This is a genomic window from Rhizobium sp. NXC14, assembly GCF_002117485.1.
Lineage (GTDB): Bacteria > Pseudomonadota > Alphaproteobacteria > Rhizobiales > Rhizobiaceae > Rhizobium.
The window spans coordinates 276,648-295,862 of sequence record NZ_CP021031.1 but is presented as its reverse complement, the minus strand read 5'-3'; the positions used below and the strand labels follow the sequence as shown (position 1 = coordinate 295,862).

The window sequence follows — 19,215 nt, the reverse complement described above, 5'->3', positions numbered from 1 at the left end:
CCTGAGCCTAGCGTGTAGCGAGGATCTATTGCTGTTATCTCCGACCTAATTCGATCGAAGATCGCTCTGCCAAGGCGGCAATTTTGTCGCTTCGAGCCGATGACCCAGTGATTTCTCAATCTCCGGGATGATCTTATCTCCCCATAGTTCGATTTGGCGCAGCATCGTCTTCTGGTCGAAATCTCCCATTTGGGTCTGGATTGCGATCTGGTCCGGTTTTACGGTGTCTATCTCTTCCAGTAGCCGATCGATGACGCGATTCACGCTACCGATCGGCAGGTTTTCGCGCATCGTCTCGAAGGACAGGTCCTGCTGCGTCGGCGTTTCACGCAGCAGATAGCCATCCAGGCTTTGCTGGCGGCGAAGATGCAGTGCCTCCGAAAGCCGCCGTTGGAAACGGGCATTGTCGAGATAGCTGTTGATCTCCGCCTCCTCATCGCTTGCATAGCAGCAGCGCAACAGCGATATCTTGGCGTCTGTAGCATTCCTACCTTTGGAAATTGCTGCTTCTTCGATGCGTTCGCGCAGCACGCACAAACTGTCCAAGCCGTCGTGGAATGCCGTGACGAGCAGGTTGTGTCCCTCACGATAAGCCCGGCCCATGCTATATCCAGACGCTGTAGCGATCCAGATTGGCAGTGTTGGCCCCTGGACTGTGCGGACGGAAATCGCTGTTGGAGGTATCTTCTTATACCGCCCGTCGTGCTCGAAGATCCTCTGACTGAGGCCCTTGACGAGAATGTCGAGACATTCCGAAAAGACAGCCGGCGCCTCATCGACATTGACGCCGAAGCGCTCGAACTCGAACTGCTGGTATCCAGAGCCGACGCCGAGCTCGAGCCGGCCGTTCGAAACGATATCGGCCAATCCAATCTCGGAAAGCAGGCGAAGCGGTTGATAGAGCGGCAGCACACAAACGGCGGTGCCGAGGCGAATGGTGCTCGTCAGGGCGGCGCAGTGCGCCACCATCATCAAGGGCGACGGAATCAGGCTGTAATTGTTGAAGTGATGCTCGGGGAACCACGCGGTATTGAAGCCCGCCTGCTCTGAAAGAACGACTTGTTCTATGGAGTTGCGGATGATCTCGTCGGACGATTGATGATAGCCGCGTCGAGCGGCCAAGAGGAATGTTGCAAATTCCATGATGTTTCCTTGTTAACCGCAGATGAGCGATTAGAGGTGTGCCACCTGGAAGTGGCTTGTCGATTATCCTCCCTAAACCGCATTCGGCTCGGCGGCGCTGCACGTCCGAAAAACCTCGAACAGGCCCAATGCGGGCGTTTCGCTTGTGGCGCCCTCGATCGGGAGCAGCGCTTCGGGAGCATCGTGCAGCGGGAGGTGGCTCTCCTAGGGGATTTTCGGCTCCGACGGGCCGCAGCCGGCCGTAGTTGCATAGTCGACGATCATTGCGCTGGCTCCGCTAAATGTTCTGATAGAGTTCGCCGGCGAATGCCGCATCGCCGGACGAGGTCCAACCGCCGTCCACGTAAAGGGTAGAGCCGGTCACGTAGGATGCGTCAGACGATGCAAGGAAGAACGCTGCGTCAGCGACCTCTTCCGGCTGTCCCATCCTTCCCATCGGAATGCGCCGTCTGGTTGCTTTCGGGTCGATGTGGCCGAGCTTTTCCAACTCAGCGACGCCCGGCGTGTGTATGTAGCCAGGAGCGACGCTGGCTGTGCGAATGCCAACTGGCCCGAGTTCGGCCGCCATGCATTGCGTCAGGATCTCCATCCCCGCTCTGGAGGCATCGTGGGCATGGCGCGGTGCAAAGGGCAGGAATGTGTTGATCGGTTCCACATTTAAGATCACGCTTCCCGGACACATTACCTTGATCGCCTCGCGCGCGCAGGTGAAGGCGCCGGTCAGATTCACATCGATGATCGGCTCGATCCCTGTCGGTATTTGTTCGGCCTCTGACACAAAAGTGTCGACTACACTATTGACGAGGACGTCCAGCCGGCCGAAGCGCTCTCGCACCTCCTCGAACAGCGCCACCACATCGCTTTCGACCGCGACGTCGACCGCCCTTGAGATATGATTGCCGCCAAGGGAGCCGGCAAGCTTTGCCGCTGCGGCGCCATCTTTGTCGGCAATGACGACAGTGTCGCCGTTATCGGCAAAGCGGCGGACAACGGCAGCGCCTATGCAGTCCGCGCCGCCCGTGACAAGCGCAATCCGCGCCCTGGAGTGCCCGGCAGGAGGGAAGAGTTCGGCTCTTGGCGTTTCGGATACTGGCGGGTGCGGGTCGCCCGGCTGGTTGAAACATCTCCAGCCGCCGTCGACGGTCAACACGGACCCGGTGATGTAACTCGCTTGCGGGCTGGCGAGAAAGCGCACCACTCGGGCAATTTCGTCTGCACGCGCCATGCGTCCCATCGGTACCCGGCGGCGCACCGCGGCGAGGTCTAATTCGCCCGCGCGCTCAAGCTCCAAAACCATCGGTGTGCGCACGTAGCCAGGTGCTACCGCCGTCACGCGAATACCGCACGACGCAAACTGCCACGCCAGCGATTTCGTGAACGAGATCAGGCCTGTCTTCGAGGCGGCGTAGGCGTTGCGTTTGGGGTTGCTGAGCACGCCCGCCATCGGGGCGAGATTGACGATGACAGCGCCGGGGCCCATCCGTCGAGCTGCCTCGCGGGCCATTGCGACGGGTCCGATCAAATTTGCTGCCAAGACCCGTCGGAAGGCGTCGATAGCAGTATCAACGGTCGCAGCCATAGTAGGGCCCATGGCCGCGTTGTTGATGAGCACGCCGACTTGGCCGCATTGTCGTTCGATCAATTCATAAAGCGCACGGATATCCTCCTCTCGCGAGACATCGAGCTCAAGCCCAAGATGGGCGGGCCCGAGTCCATCGGCCAGTTCAAGCACGCCCTTGCCGGGCAGGTCTACGGCAACGACAGTGTCTCCGTCTGCGGCAAGAGTACCCGCCAGGGAACGGCCTATCCCGCCTGCAGCGCCTGTGATGATGACAATGCGTCCTGCTTGTTTCATGAGATAAAAGTTCCCTGACCAACGGCTGGCAATCTCCAGGCATGAAGCCTGATCGATCAAGCCTCAATTTGACCTTCTTGAAAGAATGCAGTCTTCCCCAATGCGTAGACGGGGTCGTCGGGAAATGATGCCCCAATCGGCTGCCGGGCACCGAACTGCTCAGTCTCGGATGCCGCGGCCAAGGTCTGTTCCTCGACCAGATCATAGACCACCGTCCGTTCGGCAATTCTCCAATCTCTTCCCCTCTTCGAGAACAGATCGCAATAGCGGCCGCAGATCAGGACCTGACTTATCCGTCCGGCACCGTCCGGTGCGCGTTGCAGCGCGGCGAAGTAACTTTCGACGGCGGCTTCTTCCGGGTTGTTGAACTCGATCAAGATGTTCGTGATCTGATGGATGTTGCGCGGTCCAGTCTTGAAGACGTTCAGCGCGAAATCGATGAAGCCCGCGGCGGAGCCGCAATAGGCCCCGTGATTGTCACGCGCATCGGGCCAGTAGGCACTGCGCAGCGCCGCTTCATCGGCGCGGTCTATTCCACGGCAATACCGATAGAGGCAATCGCGGATCGCCTCGCGGTCCAGCAATTCGGTAATTTTTTTTTGTTTCATCGCTTTATCGCAAATCTGATATTGTGGCGTTTCGCCCATCCAGTGACGTTGCCGGGGTTTCCATTGTTGGCGGTTAATGTAAGGCAAACCCTCTTGCCGCTTCAGCATGTATGTGAACAGCTGCCCTGGAAGTTGATACCGCTGGGAGAGCTGCGGGTACCGTGTCTGGACAGCGAGGCGCCGTCGTGCACCAGTGACGTGCCATTTTACCCCCGACAGTGTTGATTAAACAAAAGGCGATCAAGCAACGCATCGGAAGGGCAGTCGATCTCCAGCGCACGTTCGGGACAGGATCGAGCGCCTCGTGACGCGAGCAGTTCGTCCCTCTCCTCAACACTGATCTCCCCGGGCAGTATGTAGCCTTCGTCGTTAAGCTTGAATATCTTGGGCGCTTGGGCCCAGCATCGAGCATGACCTTGGCATTTGGCAGAGTGCACGATGATACGCATGCCGGTACCTCCATGTATTTCCTTCTCTGAAATTATCAGGACCAGTCCAGGATCAGATTCTCCATTCCGAACACATGGCCTCCAAAGGTGATGGGCGCGGTACCCTCCTTGATACGGAAATCGGGAATGCGCGACAGCCACTCCTCCAGGCCGATGACGATCTCTCGTCGGGCAAGGTGAGATCCAAGACAACGATGGGGACCGTAGGCAAAAGCGGTGTGACGATTGTCTTCTCGGGCCAAATCGATCGTGTTGGGGCATTTGAATTCCGCCGGATCACGATTGGCAATCATTGTGGCGCAGGAAACATAGTCCCCCTTGCGGATCGGCGCGCCTTCGAAATTGACGTCTTTCGTTGCCACACGGATCATCTGCACGGTCGAATAGGCCCGCAGCAACTCTTCGGCTGCAGGCACGATTCGATCCGGTTCACTCCGCAGCAATTCCTGCTCCTTAGGATTGCGCGCAAGATAGGCCAGGTCAAATCCTATCGCCGTTGCGACCGTGTCCAGTCCGGCGACGAATAGGAGCACGCCCATCCCGCGGATTTCCTCGTCTCGCAACGCGCGACCATCGACGTTTGCCTGCACGACGAAGGTCATGAAATCGTCGGCCGGTTCATTGCGGCGCAACGCTGCAAGTTCGTCGATAAACGCCAGAATCGTCCGCGCGGCTGCCGTTCGTTTGATACCGTCGCCGTGGAGCAGGTGCTTCCCCCAGTCGACAAATGTATCGAGGCGCTCATCGGATATGCCAAGCAAACGAAGGAAGATACTGACCGCAAAAGGAAAGGCGAAGTCCTTCATGACGTCGCAGCTTGTGCTCGACGCGGAGGTCTTGGAGATGACCGCGATCGCTCGATTGCGGATAGCCGGTTCAAGCTCCGTTACCCGCTTGGGCGAAAGCAGCGGGTTGAGAAGTGAGCGAAATACGCCGTGAGCCGGCGGGTCAAGTTCAAGCGGGATCAACGGCCAGTTTTCGCCGAGCGCGGAGGCGAAAAGGCTCCGATGGCTGGAAAAGGTTTCGGTGTCCTGCAGCAACCTGCGCTGGTCCTGGGCGCGAGTGATGACCCAGGTACCTCGGCCATCGCGCGTGTTGCAGGGAGAATAAAAGATCGGCGGCCCATCATGGACGCAGGCGACAGCTGCGTGCGGATCCCCGTTTGGCGTGCGTTCCATGCCGGGCGAGGTGAACAGGCTGAAGTCGTTCACCATTTCGGGCGGGACATGTTCTGGAACCCTGTGGCTCGCCACTGCATTTCTCCTGCTGTCAAAGCCCCTTCGGCGAAATGCCTCGTCGGCGAAGAAGGGATGAACAAATCGTTTAGCGCGACACTTCCAACCTCAGATCGCGCGACGAGCGGACGATCCGTGATGCATACGATCAGATCGCCATTCGCTGGAAAGTCATCGCTGGTTATCGGCTGAGGTTGTTGGTCGCCTCGCCGGCCCGCATTGAAGCTTCACGGAGTTCCTCCCCTCCGGCAGAGAGCGATCTGAGCAAAACAAAAATTTTCATTTCCTTCCATTGCATGGCGGTCACCAAAGAAATGGATACCGGTTGACAGCTCTTGCTGCCGCCTCGCAGCCAGATCTTCCAAAATTCGTGCCAATCAATCGATTCAGCCAACAAAAAGATGGTCAATTGTTTACAGTCACTTAACTCGACGCAGAACAAAGATTGGCTGATTGGGCCGGTGTCGCGAACCTAACAATCCCGACATCATGTGTCGGATCGATCTCATTCATTGAAATGTGAATACAATTTCCAGCCACCACAGCCAATAACCAGAAAGCTGAGCGCACCGCATACGGATGGGCTGATGTAGTGGCCCCGCTCCTCCGCAATGTCCTTTTGCACTCCCGAATGGGCCCAAAAGCACCTGAATCGATGTCCACGCTTGCAATCCGCGGCGATTCCTGCGCCTGAGCTTCAGTTGGTCGATCGACAATGCCAGGGCGCGTCCAGCATTCCTTGTTGGCTGCGATAGGAAATGCAGAAGGTGTTGCTTCGTCGCTCCGGATTGACGAAGCAGGGACTGGTTCGACAGGCAGGCAGTGCCGGGTGGCCATCGCCACTTCTGGGAGATCAGCCGTTGGTCCGGCGGTCGCCTTGCAGGCACGCTTGGTCGGCGATGTTCTGCGCCCGAGCACTGCCAGGTTTCGCGATGTCGGACGTGACGTGATCGTTCGCAGGAGATCGGCGAACTCCCAGCGCAGGCCGATATTGGCGCGTGTCCTCCTTCCACGACAGCATTGCCATGTACCAGTCGAGGTACTTCGTGGGAAGCGGTGGTTGAAGCCCTTGTAGGCTTTCTCGACGCGGCTGAAGAAGCTCTCGATCACGTTCGAATTCGTGCTGTCGTCCTCCTTGGTATCGCAAGCTGTGGTTCACGCGGGTCAATTGAACGAGCCCAATGAAATCGTCGTATGCCCTAATGCTCGTCGGCGACCATGAGCGCTTCGGATCGAGATGCTTGGCGACGGCCGCCCAAGCGTCCTTGCCGCGCTCGTCCATGATCACACGTGTCAGCGTCCGGTTTGCTGCTGTCGGTTCGCCTCCCCTTACATGCGCTTTCCGTTCTGGTTCTCCTTCTTGGGGCCGTCCTTGCGTCTTCCTTCTTGTTCGCCTTGCGAAGGACACTGCCGACGTACTTGCCGTCGATCTGCACCGTGCTGTGCAGCTTGATTGCATCACACTGAGGCTGTCGGCCTGGCGGAGCTTCTGCAGCAGGACGTATGCCGTCTTGGACTGGAAGTTGAGTTTGCGGCTCAGATGGAGCGCTGCAATACGCTAGGCCGCAGTGATCTCCTCCCAGATCGCCATGATGGTCTTCTTGAACGACAGCTTGCGGTTGGCGACCACGCTCCCGGATGTCACCAAGAACTCGGCGCGGCACACCGGCTCCGAGCATCGCAAGCGGCGGTCGGACGCTGTGCGGCTCCAGGCGGCCGCAGCGCGGGCAATATGGCTTCCCGCCGTTCTTGGCCCAGCGGAAGTCGGCGAACAGGCCATAGGCGTCGTCCTCGAGAGCGACCAGATATTCTCGGGATTGAGATTGCGGCCAACAGATGCGCCTTCTTCCAAACGGATCGTGACGGAGCCAACAACGATCTCGGGACGGCTGGCTTTCTTGATCGGCAGGTCCGCAACGGGTGGATCAACAATCATCGCTGCGAACTCCACCGCGTCCTCGGCAGAACCAACTTGCCCTGCCGCGCCATCGTACGCCAGGTGGACAGATGGTTCGGCTTCAAGCCATGTCGCTCTGCGACTTCATTCACCAATGCTCCGGGCCGCAGACTTTCCGAAACGATCTGCGCCTTGACCTTGTCAGGCCAATGCCGGTGAGCCTCGCGTCCAGGCTTCCTGGTCGTGAGAGCCTCCAATGTACTCTCCATCGAGAAACTCCCCGCTCATCCATGGAAAGCCGATCACAGATCAGGGCGGCCAAGACAACGTGGGAGCGGAACACCGGTTACACATGATGCAATGCGGTCTCAAGCCGTCCAGCATCAACTGGACCAAAAATATCGCGGTGTTGACCGATCACATACTTCGGACTATGCGGCCTCCGCTGTTAAGCGATCCAGATCTCCATCTGCGCAGTCGAGAGTGGAAAGTCGATGTCGCGAGTTGGCCTTTCATCTGTCCCCACCTTCGATGCATCAATAGCCGCGCTAGCGTCATCTCGATGCATATCAGCCCTTCTCCCGCGACAGCTCCTGGGGAGGCAGTCACCGTGAAGTTCTCAATGGACTCCACAACGCTTCACTAGCCGGGACCTCACTCAACTGTGTGACCTCCGGGACATGGCGTCAATTGAGGGGTTAAGCTTCATCTGAACTCCTCGGAGATGAGCGCGAGACCGGGATTGTCTCAAATCGTTCACTTGCCTAGGCAATCGACGTGCCAATCAAACAAGTTGCGCAATCCTTGCTTGAGGGAAGCAAAACGGCGACGTCACGTTGTTTCACGAACGGGCGAACTGACCGTCAAGGTAAACACAAGTGCGCAGCTGACGCAGGCACTTGCGTTGAGGATCGCGACCCCGCTTTCCACCCCGCAGGCTAGCGCTATTTGAAGTACACGCAGATTCCGTTGTCCCATCGCAATGTCCACATATCTCTCAAATGTCGGACATCCGCGCTTTTTGTCGGATTTGTCGAGAATAGAACGTGTTGTTCGCCTGTCCAGCTACCCATCACCCGCTGATTGATAACCGAAACTCACCTTTTTGGAGCGTCTGAGCAGTTGGCATGGTGTTTGCTCATCCGTCGTTGCCAGCGGCAGAGAACAGTCTGCCATATGATGCCGGTTCATGAACGAGCGGAGCGGAAGCGACATGACCGATCTTTATGTGTCCGCGTTTTACGAAGCGGCCAGCAGCCACCGGCGGACGAGGTCAACCCGACGTCACAACTTACAGACAACTCAAAGGTTAAGGAAAACGCAATGACCAAGATTTCTGAAAGGCCGTTCGAAACGATCGAAAACCCGGCGTCATCGCCGCTCAAGGCGGCAGATCAGTTCGGCGCATCCGTTGAAAAAGGAAACAAGCAGGTCACAGAAGCTTTTTTGAAGCTTGCGTCCGGCGCTGAAGCGACACAGAAAATGCTGCCGCCGATCATCGAAACTACAAATCACTTCGGCAACGAATTGTCGTGGAAGACGATCGCTGCACTGCAGGGGGAGACCGAGGCCAGCTTCTCGCATTTGCAAGCTTTGTTGAGCGCGAACTCGCCGTCGCAAGTCCTCGAACTGCAGTCAGCTTTCGTGCGCAAGCGCGCTGAGACAAGTTTGCAGCAAGCCAAAGAGTTTCGGGCACTCGCAAGCAAGGCGGTGGCGGAAATCTCAAAGCCGGTTAAAGACGCTTTTGACAAGGTACTGACGGACCTTAAGGCGACGTGAACTTAACTCTGCACTAAGATTCGCCCGCACCGACCGCGATCGAAGGCGTTGTCACTTTGTTTGAAATGTGGCCATGTGAACCGACACGGTGCTTTTCAGGCAGGCCGTTGCTTCCCACGCGGCCATGGCCTGTCGTTGATGGGTTCGAATTTGTACTGCGGAGGGGTTGGTCTGGGATGGACGAAAAGGTTTCGGACGGCGGAGAAGATCGACACGAAATGTTGCAATGAGCCGACCGACCGGGAACCCTGTCGCGTTCGCTCCCGTTTTCTGAACGGCAGGTGAGAATTCTCCGCTCGGTTGTTCAAGCCTTTATGCGAGCGGTGTTCCACGTTCGGCATGACCTGCCGTTGGCCGCCCCGTAGGAGCGCAATTTGTCGGTGATCCTACGCTTTGGCGGCATGCGCTGCTTCTTCAGAAGTCGCGTCAGCAGGCGCTTGGCCGCCTCGGTGTTGCGGCGCGTCTGGACGATCTCGTCGAGCACATATCCCTCCTGATCAACCGCTCTCCACAACCAGCATTTCTGACCGTTGATGCGCACCGCGACTTCATAGAGGTGCCAGACATCGCCTTTCGTCGGCGCCTTGCGGCGTATGCGGCGCGCATAATCAGGGCCGTGTATCGGCACCATCGGCGGATCGTCTCGTAGAAACGACGATCCCGCGACAGCATTTCCTCGGCATCGCGCAGGCTCAGATTGAAGCGGAAGTAGAGCCAGACAGCACGTCTACGATTTCGATCGAATAACGGGGTTCTTGTAGGTCGCTGCACCCACGGTCATGGGCGCGTTGCTACCTCAATTCCTTACCGCTCGATCAATGTCACAGCACTTGTCCTCAACATGTCGAGATGCCATTATTGTCCCATCGTTCGCCAAGTGCCTGCCGACCCGCCACCCCGTCGATGTCTACGAGGCTGCCGCGCGCTCATTGACAGGGGGCCAGTTTCGGCGTTGGCTGCTCTTCCGAGACCGGCACGCTCCGGACTCGGGCAGATCAACCAAATCCCGAACCCCTGTTCCGCGCAAACCTATTCCGCCCAGTCCGGGGTCGATGGAGAAGCCAAGAACCCTCGACACTGACACGAGCCTCTCCCGGCTTCCCACCTTTCGTGCCAGCTGGCGATGCCGCTCCTTGAGCACGTTGAACGCGCAACCACTGGCGACGCCCTTCAAATCAAAACGTGTGGTGCTATTTCGTCACGTCCTGACGACATGCTCGATGACAGTCCCAATAATTTGGAGTTCCGAAGCCGTATAATTCTCGTCCTCCACCATGTCGACCTTTCCGATTCTCCTGCTGTCAATGCGCCGAGCATCACAGACATCAGCGCGCAGTCAAATTACCCATTCGGATAGGCCCACGCCATGGGACTACCAGCGTAACGCATAGCGGCGGCAGTAGGTAGCGCTCTTGTCGCCTAGCTGCTTGCAATCAGGCGTCCACCGTCAACCGCCGCCAACGGGCGGCTGCTCCGCCTTTTGATCGCGAGCGAAGGAACACCCATGTGCCGACACCGGACGCCCGCTCCGCCACTGCGGCTTCAATGTTCGTGGCCCCGACCACCGATCCCACTCAAGGACTCGAGGGAGGTACAGGGATGCAGTTGCATAGCTTAAGGCTGTGGCGCCTTTGGATTGCGGCATCGCGCTAAGCGGCCGAAGTCCGGGGAACAGGCCGCCTGCCGTTAAGGTAGGCACTTCCACCGTCGGCGACGGCGCCCGTGAAAAACGCTTTGAAGAACGGAACGCAGCCGGCACCAACCGCGCCGGCCTGGGGCCCAAGATGCGATGCAAAAACCGGGGCAATCGTCAGACCTCGGGATGGTCCTTCGATCGGGTCGGAGAGAATTGTTTCGACGAGCCGTTCGTTAAGTTCGCTAGGCAGGCGCCCGCCGACAACGATGCGCACAGGATCGAAAAACGCCGTCGCTGTGCGCACAGCTTGCCTAAGCTGGATGCCGGCGCGAGCTGCCCAATCGCTCACGACAGCATCAGCCGCCGCCGGCATTGAGGCCATGTCATCGAAATCTCGGAGGTGGAAGCCAGCCGCCTTCAGCGTCGCGAGAAGATCCTGCCCCGATGGCCGTGGCTGATCGTAGGGATAGAGTACGCCTGGCAAGCAAGCATTGCCGTTCGCACCGCGATAAGGCCTGCCATCGATCACAGCGCCGCCGCCGACCCCGTGGCCGATGTGGATGAAGAACAGCGGATCATCGGCGGCGTCGCTTGCGAACACGTATTCACCGAGTGCCGCGGCAGTGCCGTCGTTCTCGACATGACAAGGCGTGTCGAAAGCGTCACGGAACGCTTCCATTGCCCGGGCATCTTCAAAAGCAGGAAAAAAAGGATGCGCCTTCAAAAGGTTCGAGGCGGTGCCGAAATTTCCGGGCAACGAAACGCCGATGCTGACAAGATCGCTCTTCTGGATGGCCAACTCCCCGAGCATTTCATCGACAGCAGCCTGAGCTGCTTCCGCCACTTCTATCGGCCTGCCGGTCATCACCTCCAGGGTCCTCGTTGCCAGGATCGAGCCGCCAAGGTCGATGATGACAACCTCCATGCGCGCGACAGAGAAGGTGACCCCGGCTGCGAAAAAGCGACTGGCCCGCAGTTGTAACAGCCGACGTGGCTGACCTTGCGCGCCGCTTCGATCCGGCTCCTCCGAAACCAGGCCGAGATCGAGTAATCCCCCGATCAGGCGCGTCACCGATGCCCCTGTCATGCCGGATAGCTGGGCCAGGTCGACGCGTGCCACTCTCCTGTTCTTGAACATCAGTTCGACCAGCCGTCGTTCGTTCAGCGAAAGTTCTGGTAGTGCAGGCATATGCGGTCCTGGTGCTCAATTGATCGCCCGGGAAAGCATTGCAAATAAAATTAAATTGCGCAATGTAATTAAACTGACACGATGCCCACGTAAGAGGGCATCGTCAGATCTGGGAGAACATCATGAAGCTTGCACTGGTTGTCTCATCGGCCGTCATTGCCGTAGCCACGGCTTTTCCGGCGCTCGCCGACGCGCTAACAATCTACAGCCCTCAAGGTGGCGAACGCGCTGCATGGATCGCTGAACAGGCCAAGGCCGCCGGCCACGACATAAAGCTGCTGAACGCGGGTGGCGGCGAGCTCTTCGATCGCCTGCTTGCAGAGAGGAACAACCCCCAGGCAGACGTCGTACTCGGCATGGTGGACACGTCGATGGCTTTGCTGAAGAAGGAGGGCTTCTTCCAATCCTATTCCCCACCTTGGGCGAAAGACCTGCCGGCGCGATATAAAGACGCGGAAGACATGGTCCACAAGTTCTGGCAGACACCCATCGTGCTCGCCTATTACCCTGACCGAATGGCGGATGCCGAGGCGCCGAAGAGCTGGCTGGATCTGACACGGGACGAATACAAAGGCAAATATGTGATCGGCGCCACTGGTGGGCAGACCACGCGGATGTACCTTGCCGGCATCCTCGTCCGCTTCCTCGACGCCGACGGCGAGGTATCCGATGACGGCTGGAATTTCCTCCGCAAGTTTTACGCGCATGCGATCATCGCCAACGACGCGGATTCTCAGACGGAGGCGTTCAAATCCGGTGGCGCCTCGATTGATCTGAATTGGCTCGGCGGCACGTTCAAGCTGGCCAAGGATCTCGGCGCTAACGTCAAGGTAATCGACACCGAGGGGGGCACGCCGATCATTTCGGAAGGCATAGCGATCATGGCAAAAACCGATCACCTCGACGAGGCCAAGGCGTTCGTCGATTGGTGGGGTTCGGCCGATGTGATGGCTGCCTACGCCGCCAAGTTCGGGCAGGTGCCTGTCTTGCCGGAGGCGCTGGCCAAGTCGCCGGCCGCCGTGCAGGAGAACGCCAAGCTCGTTAAGGCACAGCCGATCGACTGGGATGCGATTGCTCCAAAGCTTGATGGTTGGCTGCAAAAAATAGAACTCGAAATCCGCTAGTCGGCATAAAGACCTGAACTGATATGGAGGTCCGACCATGGTCGACAGCGTTCTATCTCTGCAAAATCTTACCGTCGGCTACCCTGGCATGACGGTGGTCCGTGATCTGAACCTCGAGGTTGCCGATGGCGCCTTTGTCTCTCTCCTCGGCCCTTCGGGATGCGGAAAATCCACGGTGCTGCGCACCATAGCCGGGCTAATGCCCGCGTTAGGGGGAAGAATTGTCCTCGAAGGACGCGATCTCACCAGCCTTCCCCCTGAGCATCGCAACATAGGTATCGTCTTTCAGAACTACGCGTTGTTTCCAACCATGACGGCGTTCGAAAACATCGCCTTTGCCCTGCGCGTCGCAAAAAAGCCAAGGGCGGAGATCGCAAGGCGTGTGCACGACGTCGCCGCGATGGCCGGAATCACCGACCAGTTGGACAAGAAGCCGGCAAGCATGTCTGGCGGACAGCAACAACGCGTGTCGATTGCCCGCTCGCTGGTGACCGGATCGCGCGTCCTGCTCTTTGACGAACCATTGTCTAATCTCGACGCCAAGGTCCGGGCCTCGATGCGCCAGGAGATCAAGCGTCTTCAAACGGAACTTGGCTTTACCGCCATCTTCGTCACGCACGACCAGGAGGACGCGCTAACCATGTCGGACGTCATTGTGGTCCTCAATAACGGCAGGGTTGAGCAGATCGGCGACGGTCGTACCCTTTATCGCAAGCCCGCAACGTCGTTCATTTGCGAGTTCATCGGCCTCTCCAATGAGCTTGCCCCGCCCTTGGCGGCTCGCCTTCTTGGCGGCCCAATCCAGGGGCGCAGCTTCGTGCGCCTCGAAGATGTCGAGCTTGGAACATCGGAAGGCATTCCGGCGCGGGTGAAACATGTCGAATTCCTGGGCGCCTACAGCCGCATCGACCTCTGTGTCGAGGGACACGCCCTTTCGGCGATGCTGATCGGCGATGCGCTGCCAGAGCCCGGAACTACCGTCTCTCTCGCTGTCCGGGCAAATGCTGCGCATGTCTTCGCCGAGGCCGCAGCATGACCCGCACGCCCGGCGTCGACCGCCTCCTCCACTGGCTCGGCTTGAGCGCGATCGCCTGGGCCGTGCTGACCTTTCTTCTCGTTCCGATAGCTGCCGCCCTGCACGCCGCCTTGTTCAGGCATGGCGGGCTGGAGATCCTCGGCGCCGTTGCCGAACTGGCGCACTCTCGCCGTGTTCAAGCCGCGCTGTGGAATACTATGTGGATGACGGGGATCACGATCGTCACCGTCACGATCGTCGGGATGTTTCAGGTTGTGGCGCTCGAATATTTCCGTGTCCGCGGGCGAGGTTTCCTCAAGATTGCCTTCTCCACACCTCTGGTCTTTGGCGGCGTCGTTGCGGCCGCCGGCTACAACTTCACGTATGGACCGGGCAGCGCCGTCACCGCCGCGCTTACGGCCCTCTTCCCGTCCATCCCGCGAGACTGGTTCATCGGCTGGTTTGGCGTTCTCTATTCCCATACGTTTCTTATGACCAGCTTCCACTTCCTGTTTCTGCGCGCCGCCATGCGCCGCGTCGACTATTCGACAATCGAGGCGGCCCGCAGCATGGGCGCGTCGGACATGACGATCCTGCGGCGCGTCGTCCTGCCGGTCATCATGCCGACCTTGCTTGCTGTCACGCTGCTGACGCTCCACACGGCCATTGGCTCATTTGCCGCGCCACAGGTCCTGGGCGGACGGGACTTCCACATGCTGAGCCAGATGGTCCTGACGCTGAACAGCCTGCGCAGGCCCGATATGGCAGCGCTGCTGGCGCTGCTGATGGGCATGGTTCTGATGGGACTGATCCTGCTGTCGCAATATTTTGAAGCCAAAGGCGTCTACAACGCTGGCGCGAAGGCCACGACAAACATACAGCTGCGGCAGATCCGCAATCCGTTTGTCGGGATTGCCATGCACGCAATGGCCTATTTGCTGGCCGCAATCTACCTGGTGCCGGTCGCGATTATCGTGCTGTTTTCCTTCGCTCCAGCTGCAAGCATCGGCATTCAGGTCCTGCCTTCCACCTTCACCCTTGACAACTACGCCCAGGTACTTGGCGGCGGCAGGGCATTCGTCCCCTTCTTCAATTCGTTGTTCATGGGGTCGCTCGCCGTCGTCGTCGGTCTCGCAATCACCCTCTTTGCCGTGCCGGTGATGGTGCGCAAGCGCGGTAGGCTGACGCAGGCGCTGAGCATCACTTTCTTCCTGCCCTGGATCATTCCGTCCATCCTGCTGGCGGTGGGATTGATTGTCGCTTTCGACGCGCCTAATCCGCTTGTCGGCAATGCGGTGCTGCTCGGCAGCTACTGGCTTCTGCCGATCGGATACGTGATCTTCAGCCTGCCGCTCATGGTCCGCTTCATGCGCCCGGCCTTCATCGGCATCGATCCCGCCTTTGAAGAAGCGGCCCGCGCCATGGGTGCCTCCGGTCCCTATCGTTTTCGCCGGGTCGTCCTGCCACTCGTGGCGCCGACCGCCATTCTCGTTGGCGGCATGAAGTTCAATAATCTGATGACCGAATATCCGCTGTCGGCCTTCCTTTACAACGTCAACAACCGACCGTTGCCGATCGCCATCGTTGACGGCGCGGTTTCGGCCGATCCCGACCAAGCCGCAATCAGCCTCGTCTACGTGACGCTGGTCATGGTCTTTTCGCTCACCGTCATACTCATCGCCGAACGCCTCAGTCTTGGCCGCACTCCGCAAACAAGCAACCTTTGAAATGGACACCAGAAAATGGACACTTGCATCACGGTCTGGCATTGGGCGACGCACGAACGCTGGTACGACGAGGGCATTCGACGTTCGCTCGAGCTGATCCGTGAAGCAGGCTTCACGCATATCAACTGGAACCCCGATTCCGGCAGCTCCTACTCGCTCGCAGACGCCGAGATCGAGTTCACCCGCCGCATCGTTGCCGAGGCTGGCCTGAAAACGCATTCGGTTCACGCCAGCAATGGCGTCAACCCCGTAAGCGAACTCGCCCATGCCGGGCCGGCGCCCTATGCCATGGAGACGCGCAAGAACATCCTTTCTCCCCACGAATGGCAGCGGCAGAGTGGCGTCGAGCTCTTGAAAAACCGTGTTGACCTGGCCGCTGCGCTCGGCGCGCCGAACGTCGTGTTGCACGTCGACATCACCGACGACACGTTTCGCGACTCAGGGACCGAATACTCTTTCTTTGAACCGCTTTACCGCTCGCTCGATGACATCGAAGCCTATTGCATGGAACGCAAGGTCCAGATCGCCGTCGAAACACTCGTCAAGGCAAGTGCTGAGAACTATCACAAACTCTATGCCCGGCTGTTTGACCACTATGACGCCAGTTTCATCGGTCTCTGTTACGACAGCGGCCATTGGGAACTGGTCGAGCCGGGCAAGGTATCCGTGCTGGAGCTCTATGGCGACCGGCTGTTGGCGACGCACATTCACGACAATTTCGGAGCAAGGGACGACCATTTGTTGCCTTTCGACGGCAGGCTGGATTGGAACGCCATCACCAAAGCCATTGCGGCGACCAGTTACGTCACGCCTTTGAACTTCGAGACGCCGATGGACCGCTACGTCCTGGCTGAGCTTTCCTACTATCGACGGGCACAGTCGATCGCTGTCCGGCTTGAAGGGATGATCGCAGCAGCACGCGGTCGAGCAGCAAATTGAACCACCATATTCAAAGCGCGGCCTGACTTGCTTCAGGCGTCACCGATGAAATTGCGGCCCTGGCGTCGCTGGGTTTTGCAGTCCTTCAAAAACTGCCACGAGATGAACGGCGGGGCGGGCGGCGTCACCGCCGTCGGCCGTGATGTCAAAAGCCTCGCCCGGAGGCTCATTCTAGCAAGGTTCCCGACGACGCCACCCTTGACTGATTATACTCAAGCGACGATCGGTCGATCGATCTCGACGGTGGAACCGCAAATTTGCCGCCGGCGTCCCGTTTATTCGGCGGCGGATCGACAGGACTGCTGTTACCGCAGGGCGTTTTAATCTCGCGAGAAATATACTGGCCACTGTTGCAGGGCAGGTCGTTGACGTCGAGAAAATAACTTTCTCTCATCGCGTTCTGATAAGCGACAACTTCTTTGACCGACAACGGCGCCGAGAAGATCGTCACTCCTTCAAATCCGGGCAATGCCTCTGTCCCATCGATCATCGGCCGGGTTTGCCCCGGCACACTGGCAGCGCCGATGACCCACGGCCCGACCGACCCGAATGTGACCGGCTTCGGCCGGCCGGTCGGCGTACCGGTGTCGAAAGGGAAATGCGGGAAGCCACCATCAAGCACAGCCTCATCCCACTGGTAAGCGGTAAATGTCAGAAAATAGGTGTATGGCGCGAACCGGTCGATGCGAACTTTGCCGTCAGGTGTGAAGGTATAATAAATCCACTCGGTCCCCGAGAAATCGCCTTTTGGTCCCAGGAGGCTCATGTCCCAAGGCTTCTGCCAATAAGCCGTTTGCTCCATCTTGCCTTGAAGCAAGCTTTTGGCAAAAGACCACTTTTGTCCACTTCGACTCGGCATGGCTCCTAAAGCGAAGGACAGATATGCGTCGTTGGAATTGGAACTCAGCAGGGATAAAGCGCTACCGCCATTGTCAACGGTATTTCCACGGGTCTTTTCGACCAAAAGGACCGTGAAACCTGTGGACGGGCTGACCGATGCGATCTGCTTTGTTTCGATCGACCAGCTCGGCGGAAAATTGAATGCCGTCTTATGCGTGTAGGTGTCAATTACCTGTTTTGTCTCATCGGGCACGGGATAATCGGCCTCTGCGGCAGAGTCGTGTATATACAGCTTCGGATAGGCGTCAAAAACAGGCACGATCTTGGGCGTGAGCGTCTGAGACACCTTTGCCGACGCGCTCTTAAGGCAAGCAGACTGGTCGGCGCATGAACCAGCATGGCTTGCCGCCGCAACAAGATACGCCATCATGAACAACGGCAGAGAGATGGTCTTTCCATATTTCATCGGAAGTTGCTCCTTGAGCGTGTGCGTTGCATTCAGCGGCTGAGTTCGCTGGTGTTGCGGCGCCCCAACGCGCGCAGCATGTCGCCGACCACATCGGGCCAGTCAGTGGTGATCAGATTGGTACGATTGACGATCGCCATCTCCGGATCGCCACGATAGTCCGGTACGATGCCTCCGGGAGCGTTCGACGTGGGATCGGTATTGTGCCCGAAGCAGCATTTTCCAGCGCTGTTGGCCACACCCTCCGGATAGTAATTACTCTCGTGATAGGTGGCGAAGCCCTGCTTTTGATCGACATAGCCGAAATAAGCCTGAAGACCGTCACCTCTATAGAATTGGTTCATTTCAAACTGGACTGGGAACGGCGCTCCATTCCACTGATCATAGACCGTGTCCTGATGAGGATCATTATTGGAAACCTTCACGCTGTCGTCGTCCGGGTTTTCGACTATGATCAACCCGCCAACGGCATTAGGATCGTAGGTGGTTCGATGTAGAAACGTGCCAACATCCACCGCATCCTTGCCTTTCAGCTTGAACACCACCGCCTTGCTGAGCTGCGGGTTCCCCTTGGCCGCGAGGATGTCAAGACAGTGTTGGATGAGCTCTGTGGGATCAGTGGGATCCTGGTCGTCGACCGCTCCCTTCACATCGACGATCATGACATAACCGCGCCCATCGTCAGTGAGATATTGGGCCAGGAGATCAAGTGCTGCAGAGAATGTCAGGAACTTCGCTGTGCGCCCCTGCGCGTCCTTGAACACGCGCCCATGGCGGTCGCGCAGATCGGCTTGCTGTATCTGCGAATAGCTCTGCTCATACAGCAGGCCGCTTCCGGTGGATTCCCGCTCGATCCGGTAGTCGTGAGATAAAATGACTTCCTTGTCTGCGGTAAACCGGGCATCGACCTCGACGGTCTCAATCTGTGAATTCCAGGCATCTTGCAGGGCGTAGGCTGAATTCTCGGGATAGACCTCCCAGGAGCCGCGATGCGCAGATAGCAGGACAAGGTCTTGGTCGGGCGTTGGCAATCTGAACATGTTCCTTGTGATTGCGCTGACGAGATATTGTGAAGACTTCACCGGGAGCAACGTCTCTGCACGGGCGTGGAATGAGAAACACAAAGCAACAACTGAAGTACAAATTAGTGATGCACGCATGATCAATCCTCAGAATAAGGTTTAGTCGCGATGTTTTGCCGATTGCTGTCGCGTTAAGCTCGAGATGTTGGCGATCGCCCTGCAAAGAGGTCGTCGTGGCGGTATGCGACCTCTTCAAGCGCCGATCCGCGAGGTATCTGCAAGTCTCGTGCC

General features: G+C 58.2%; 17 protein-coding genes and 1 pseudogene. 5 read left to right on the top strand and 13 right to left on the bottom strand.

Features of this window, described 5'->3' with window-relative positions:
- Positions 1-45: 45 nt before the first annotated feature.
- From NXC14_RS23250 to NXC14_RS23215, 9 genes are all read right to left on the bottom strand, one after another.
- Entirely contained in the window at positions 46-1,143 is a 1,098-nt protein-coding gene (locus tag NXC14_RS23250) for an LLM class flavin-dependent oxidoreductase (protein WP_085780435.1), read from the bottom strand.
- 277 nt (positions 1,144-1,420) lie between these two features.
- On the bottom strand, positions 1,421-2,998 hold the full coding sequence (locus NXC14_RS23245) for an SDR family oxidoreductase (protein WP_085780597.1): 1,578 nt from the start codon (positions 2,996-2,998) through the stop codon (positions 1,421-1,423).
- 56 nt (positions 2,999-3,054) lie between these two features.
- On the bottom strand, positions 3,055-3,606 hold the full coding sequence (locus tag NXC14_RS23240) for a nuclear transport factor 2 family protein (protein ID WP_085780596.1): 552 nt from the start codon (positions 3,604-3,606) through the stop codon (positions 3,055-3,057).
- 206 nt (positions 3,607-3,812) lie between these two features.
- On the bottom strand, positions 3,813-4,055 hold the full coding sequence (locus tag NXC14_RS23235; protein ID WP_085780434.1) for a ferredoxin: 243 nt from the start codon (positions 4,053-4,055) through the stop codon (positions 3,813-3,815).
- 35 nt (positions 4,056-4,090) lie between these two features.
- Positions 4,091-5,269: a cytochrome P450 gene (locus NXC14_RS23230; RefSeq protein WP_085780433.1), complete on the bottom strand. Its 1,179-nt coding sequence runs from the start codon at positions 5,267-5,269 to the stop codon at positions 4,091-4,093.
- A gap of 202 nt (positions 5,270-5,471) precedes the next feature.
- Positions 5,472-5,699 (bottom strand): hypothetical protein, encoded by a 228-nt coding sequence (locus NXC14_RS32635; protein ID WP_157131479.1) that lies wholly within the window; start codon positions 5,697-5,699, stop codon positions 5,472-5,474.
- Between the two features lie 444 nt (positions 5,700-6,143).
- Entirely contained in the window at positions 6,144-6,749 is a 606-nt protein-coding gene (locus NXC14_RS23225; protein WP_348630262.1) for a transposase, read from the bottom strand.
- A 99-nt stretch (positions 6,750-6,848) separates the two neighbouring features.
- Positions 6,849-7,241, bottom strand: a complete 393-nt coding sequence (locus NXC14_RS32630) for a hypothetical protein (RefSeq protein ID WP_157131477.1) — start codon at positions 7,239-7,241, stop codon at positions 6,849-6,851.
- Positions 7,223-7,456, bottom strand: a complete 234-nt coding sequence (locus NXC14_RS23215; RefSeq protein WP_085780431.1) for a transposase — start codon at positions 7,454-7,456, stop codon at positions 7,223-7,225. The genes NXC14_RS32630 and NXC14_RS23215 overlap by 19 nt, the downstream gene beginning before the upstream one ends.
- Positions 7,457-8,510: 1,054 nt before the next feature.
- On the opposite strand from NXC14_RS23215, the gene NXC14_RS23210 reads away from it, so the two are divergent.
- Positions 8,511-8,966, top strand: a complete 456-nt coding sequence (locus NXC14_RS23210) for a phasin (protein ID WP_085780430.1) — start codon at positions 8,511-8,513, stop codon at positions 8,964-8,966.
- 51 nt (positions 8,967-9,017) lie between these two features.
- Here NXC14_RS23210 and NXC14_RS23205 read toward each other — a convergent pair.
- Together NXC14_RS23205 and NXC14_RS23200 are read right to left on the bottom strand one after the other, a co-directional pair.
- Positions 9,018-9,737: pseudogene (locus tag NXC14_RS23205) on the bottom strand (IS6 family transposase).
- A gap of 878 nt (positions 9,738-10,615) precedes the next feature.
- On the bottom strand, positions 10,616-11,791 hold the full coding sequence (locus NXC14_RS23200; protein ID WP_085780429.1) for an ROK family protein: 1,176 nt from the start codon (positions 11,789-11,791) through the stop codon (positions 10,616-10,618).
- Between the two features lie 122 nt (positions 11,792-11,913).
- Here NXC14_RS23200 and NXC14_RS23195 point away from each other — a divergent pair, with 122 nt between their 5' ends.
- The 4 genes from NXC14_RS23195 to NXC14_RS23180 are packed head-to-tail and all read left to right on the top strand — an operon-like array spanning position 11,914 to position 16,596.
- The gene (locus tag NXC14_RS23195) at positions 11,914-12,915 is read left to right on the top strand and encodes an extracellular solute-binding protein (protein WP_198175538.1); all 1,002 of its coding nucleotides are present in this window, start codon (positions 11,914-11,916) and stop codon (positions 12,913-12,915) included.
- Positions 12,916-12,952: 37 nt separating this feature from the next.
- Positions 12,953-13,951, top strand: a complete 999-nt coding sequence (locus NXC14_RS23190) for an ABC transporter ATP-binding protein (RefSeq protein ID WP_085780427.1) — start codon at positions 12,953-12,955, stop codon at positions 13,949-13,951.
- On the top strand, positions 13,948-15,657 hold the full coding sequence (locus NXC14_RS23185; protein WP_085780426.1) for an iron ABC transporter permease: 1,710 nt from the start codon (positions 13,948-13,950) through the stop codon (positions 15,655-15,657). The genes NXC14_RS23190 and NXC14_RS23185 overlap by 4 nt, the downstream gene beginning before the upstream one ends.
- Before the next feature lie 15 nt (positions 15,658-15,672).
- Entirely contained in the window at positions 15,673-16,596 is a 924-nt protein-coding gene (locus NXC14_RS23180; RefSeq protein ID WP_085780425.1) for a sugar phosphate isomerase/epimerase family protein, read from the top strand.
- Positions 16,597-16,762: 166 nt separating this feature from the next.
- Here the strand turns inward: NXC14_RS23180 and NXC14_RS23175 are convergent, their stop codons facing one another.
- Together NXC14_RS23175 and NXC14_RS23170 are read right to left on the bottom strand one after the other, a co-directional pair.
- Entirely contained in the window at positions 16,763-17,902 is a 1,140-nt protein-coding gene (locus NXC14_RS23175; RefSeq protein WP_245362174.1) for a hypothetical protein, read from the bottom strand.
- 32 nt (positions 17,903-17,934) lie between these two features.
- Positions 17,935-19,062: a glycerophosphodiester phosphodiesterase family protein gene (locus NXC14_RS23170; RefSeq protein WP_086083888.1), complete on the bottom strand. Its 1,128-nt coding sequence runs from the start codon at positions 19,060-19,062 to the stop codon at positions 17,935-17,937.
- Between the last annotated feature and the right edge of the window lie 153 nt (positions 19,063-19,215).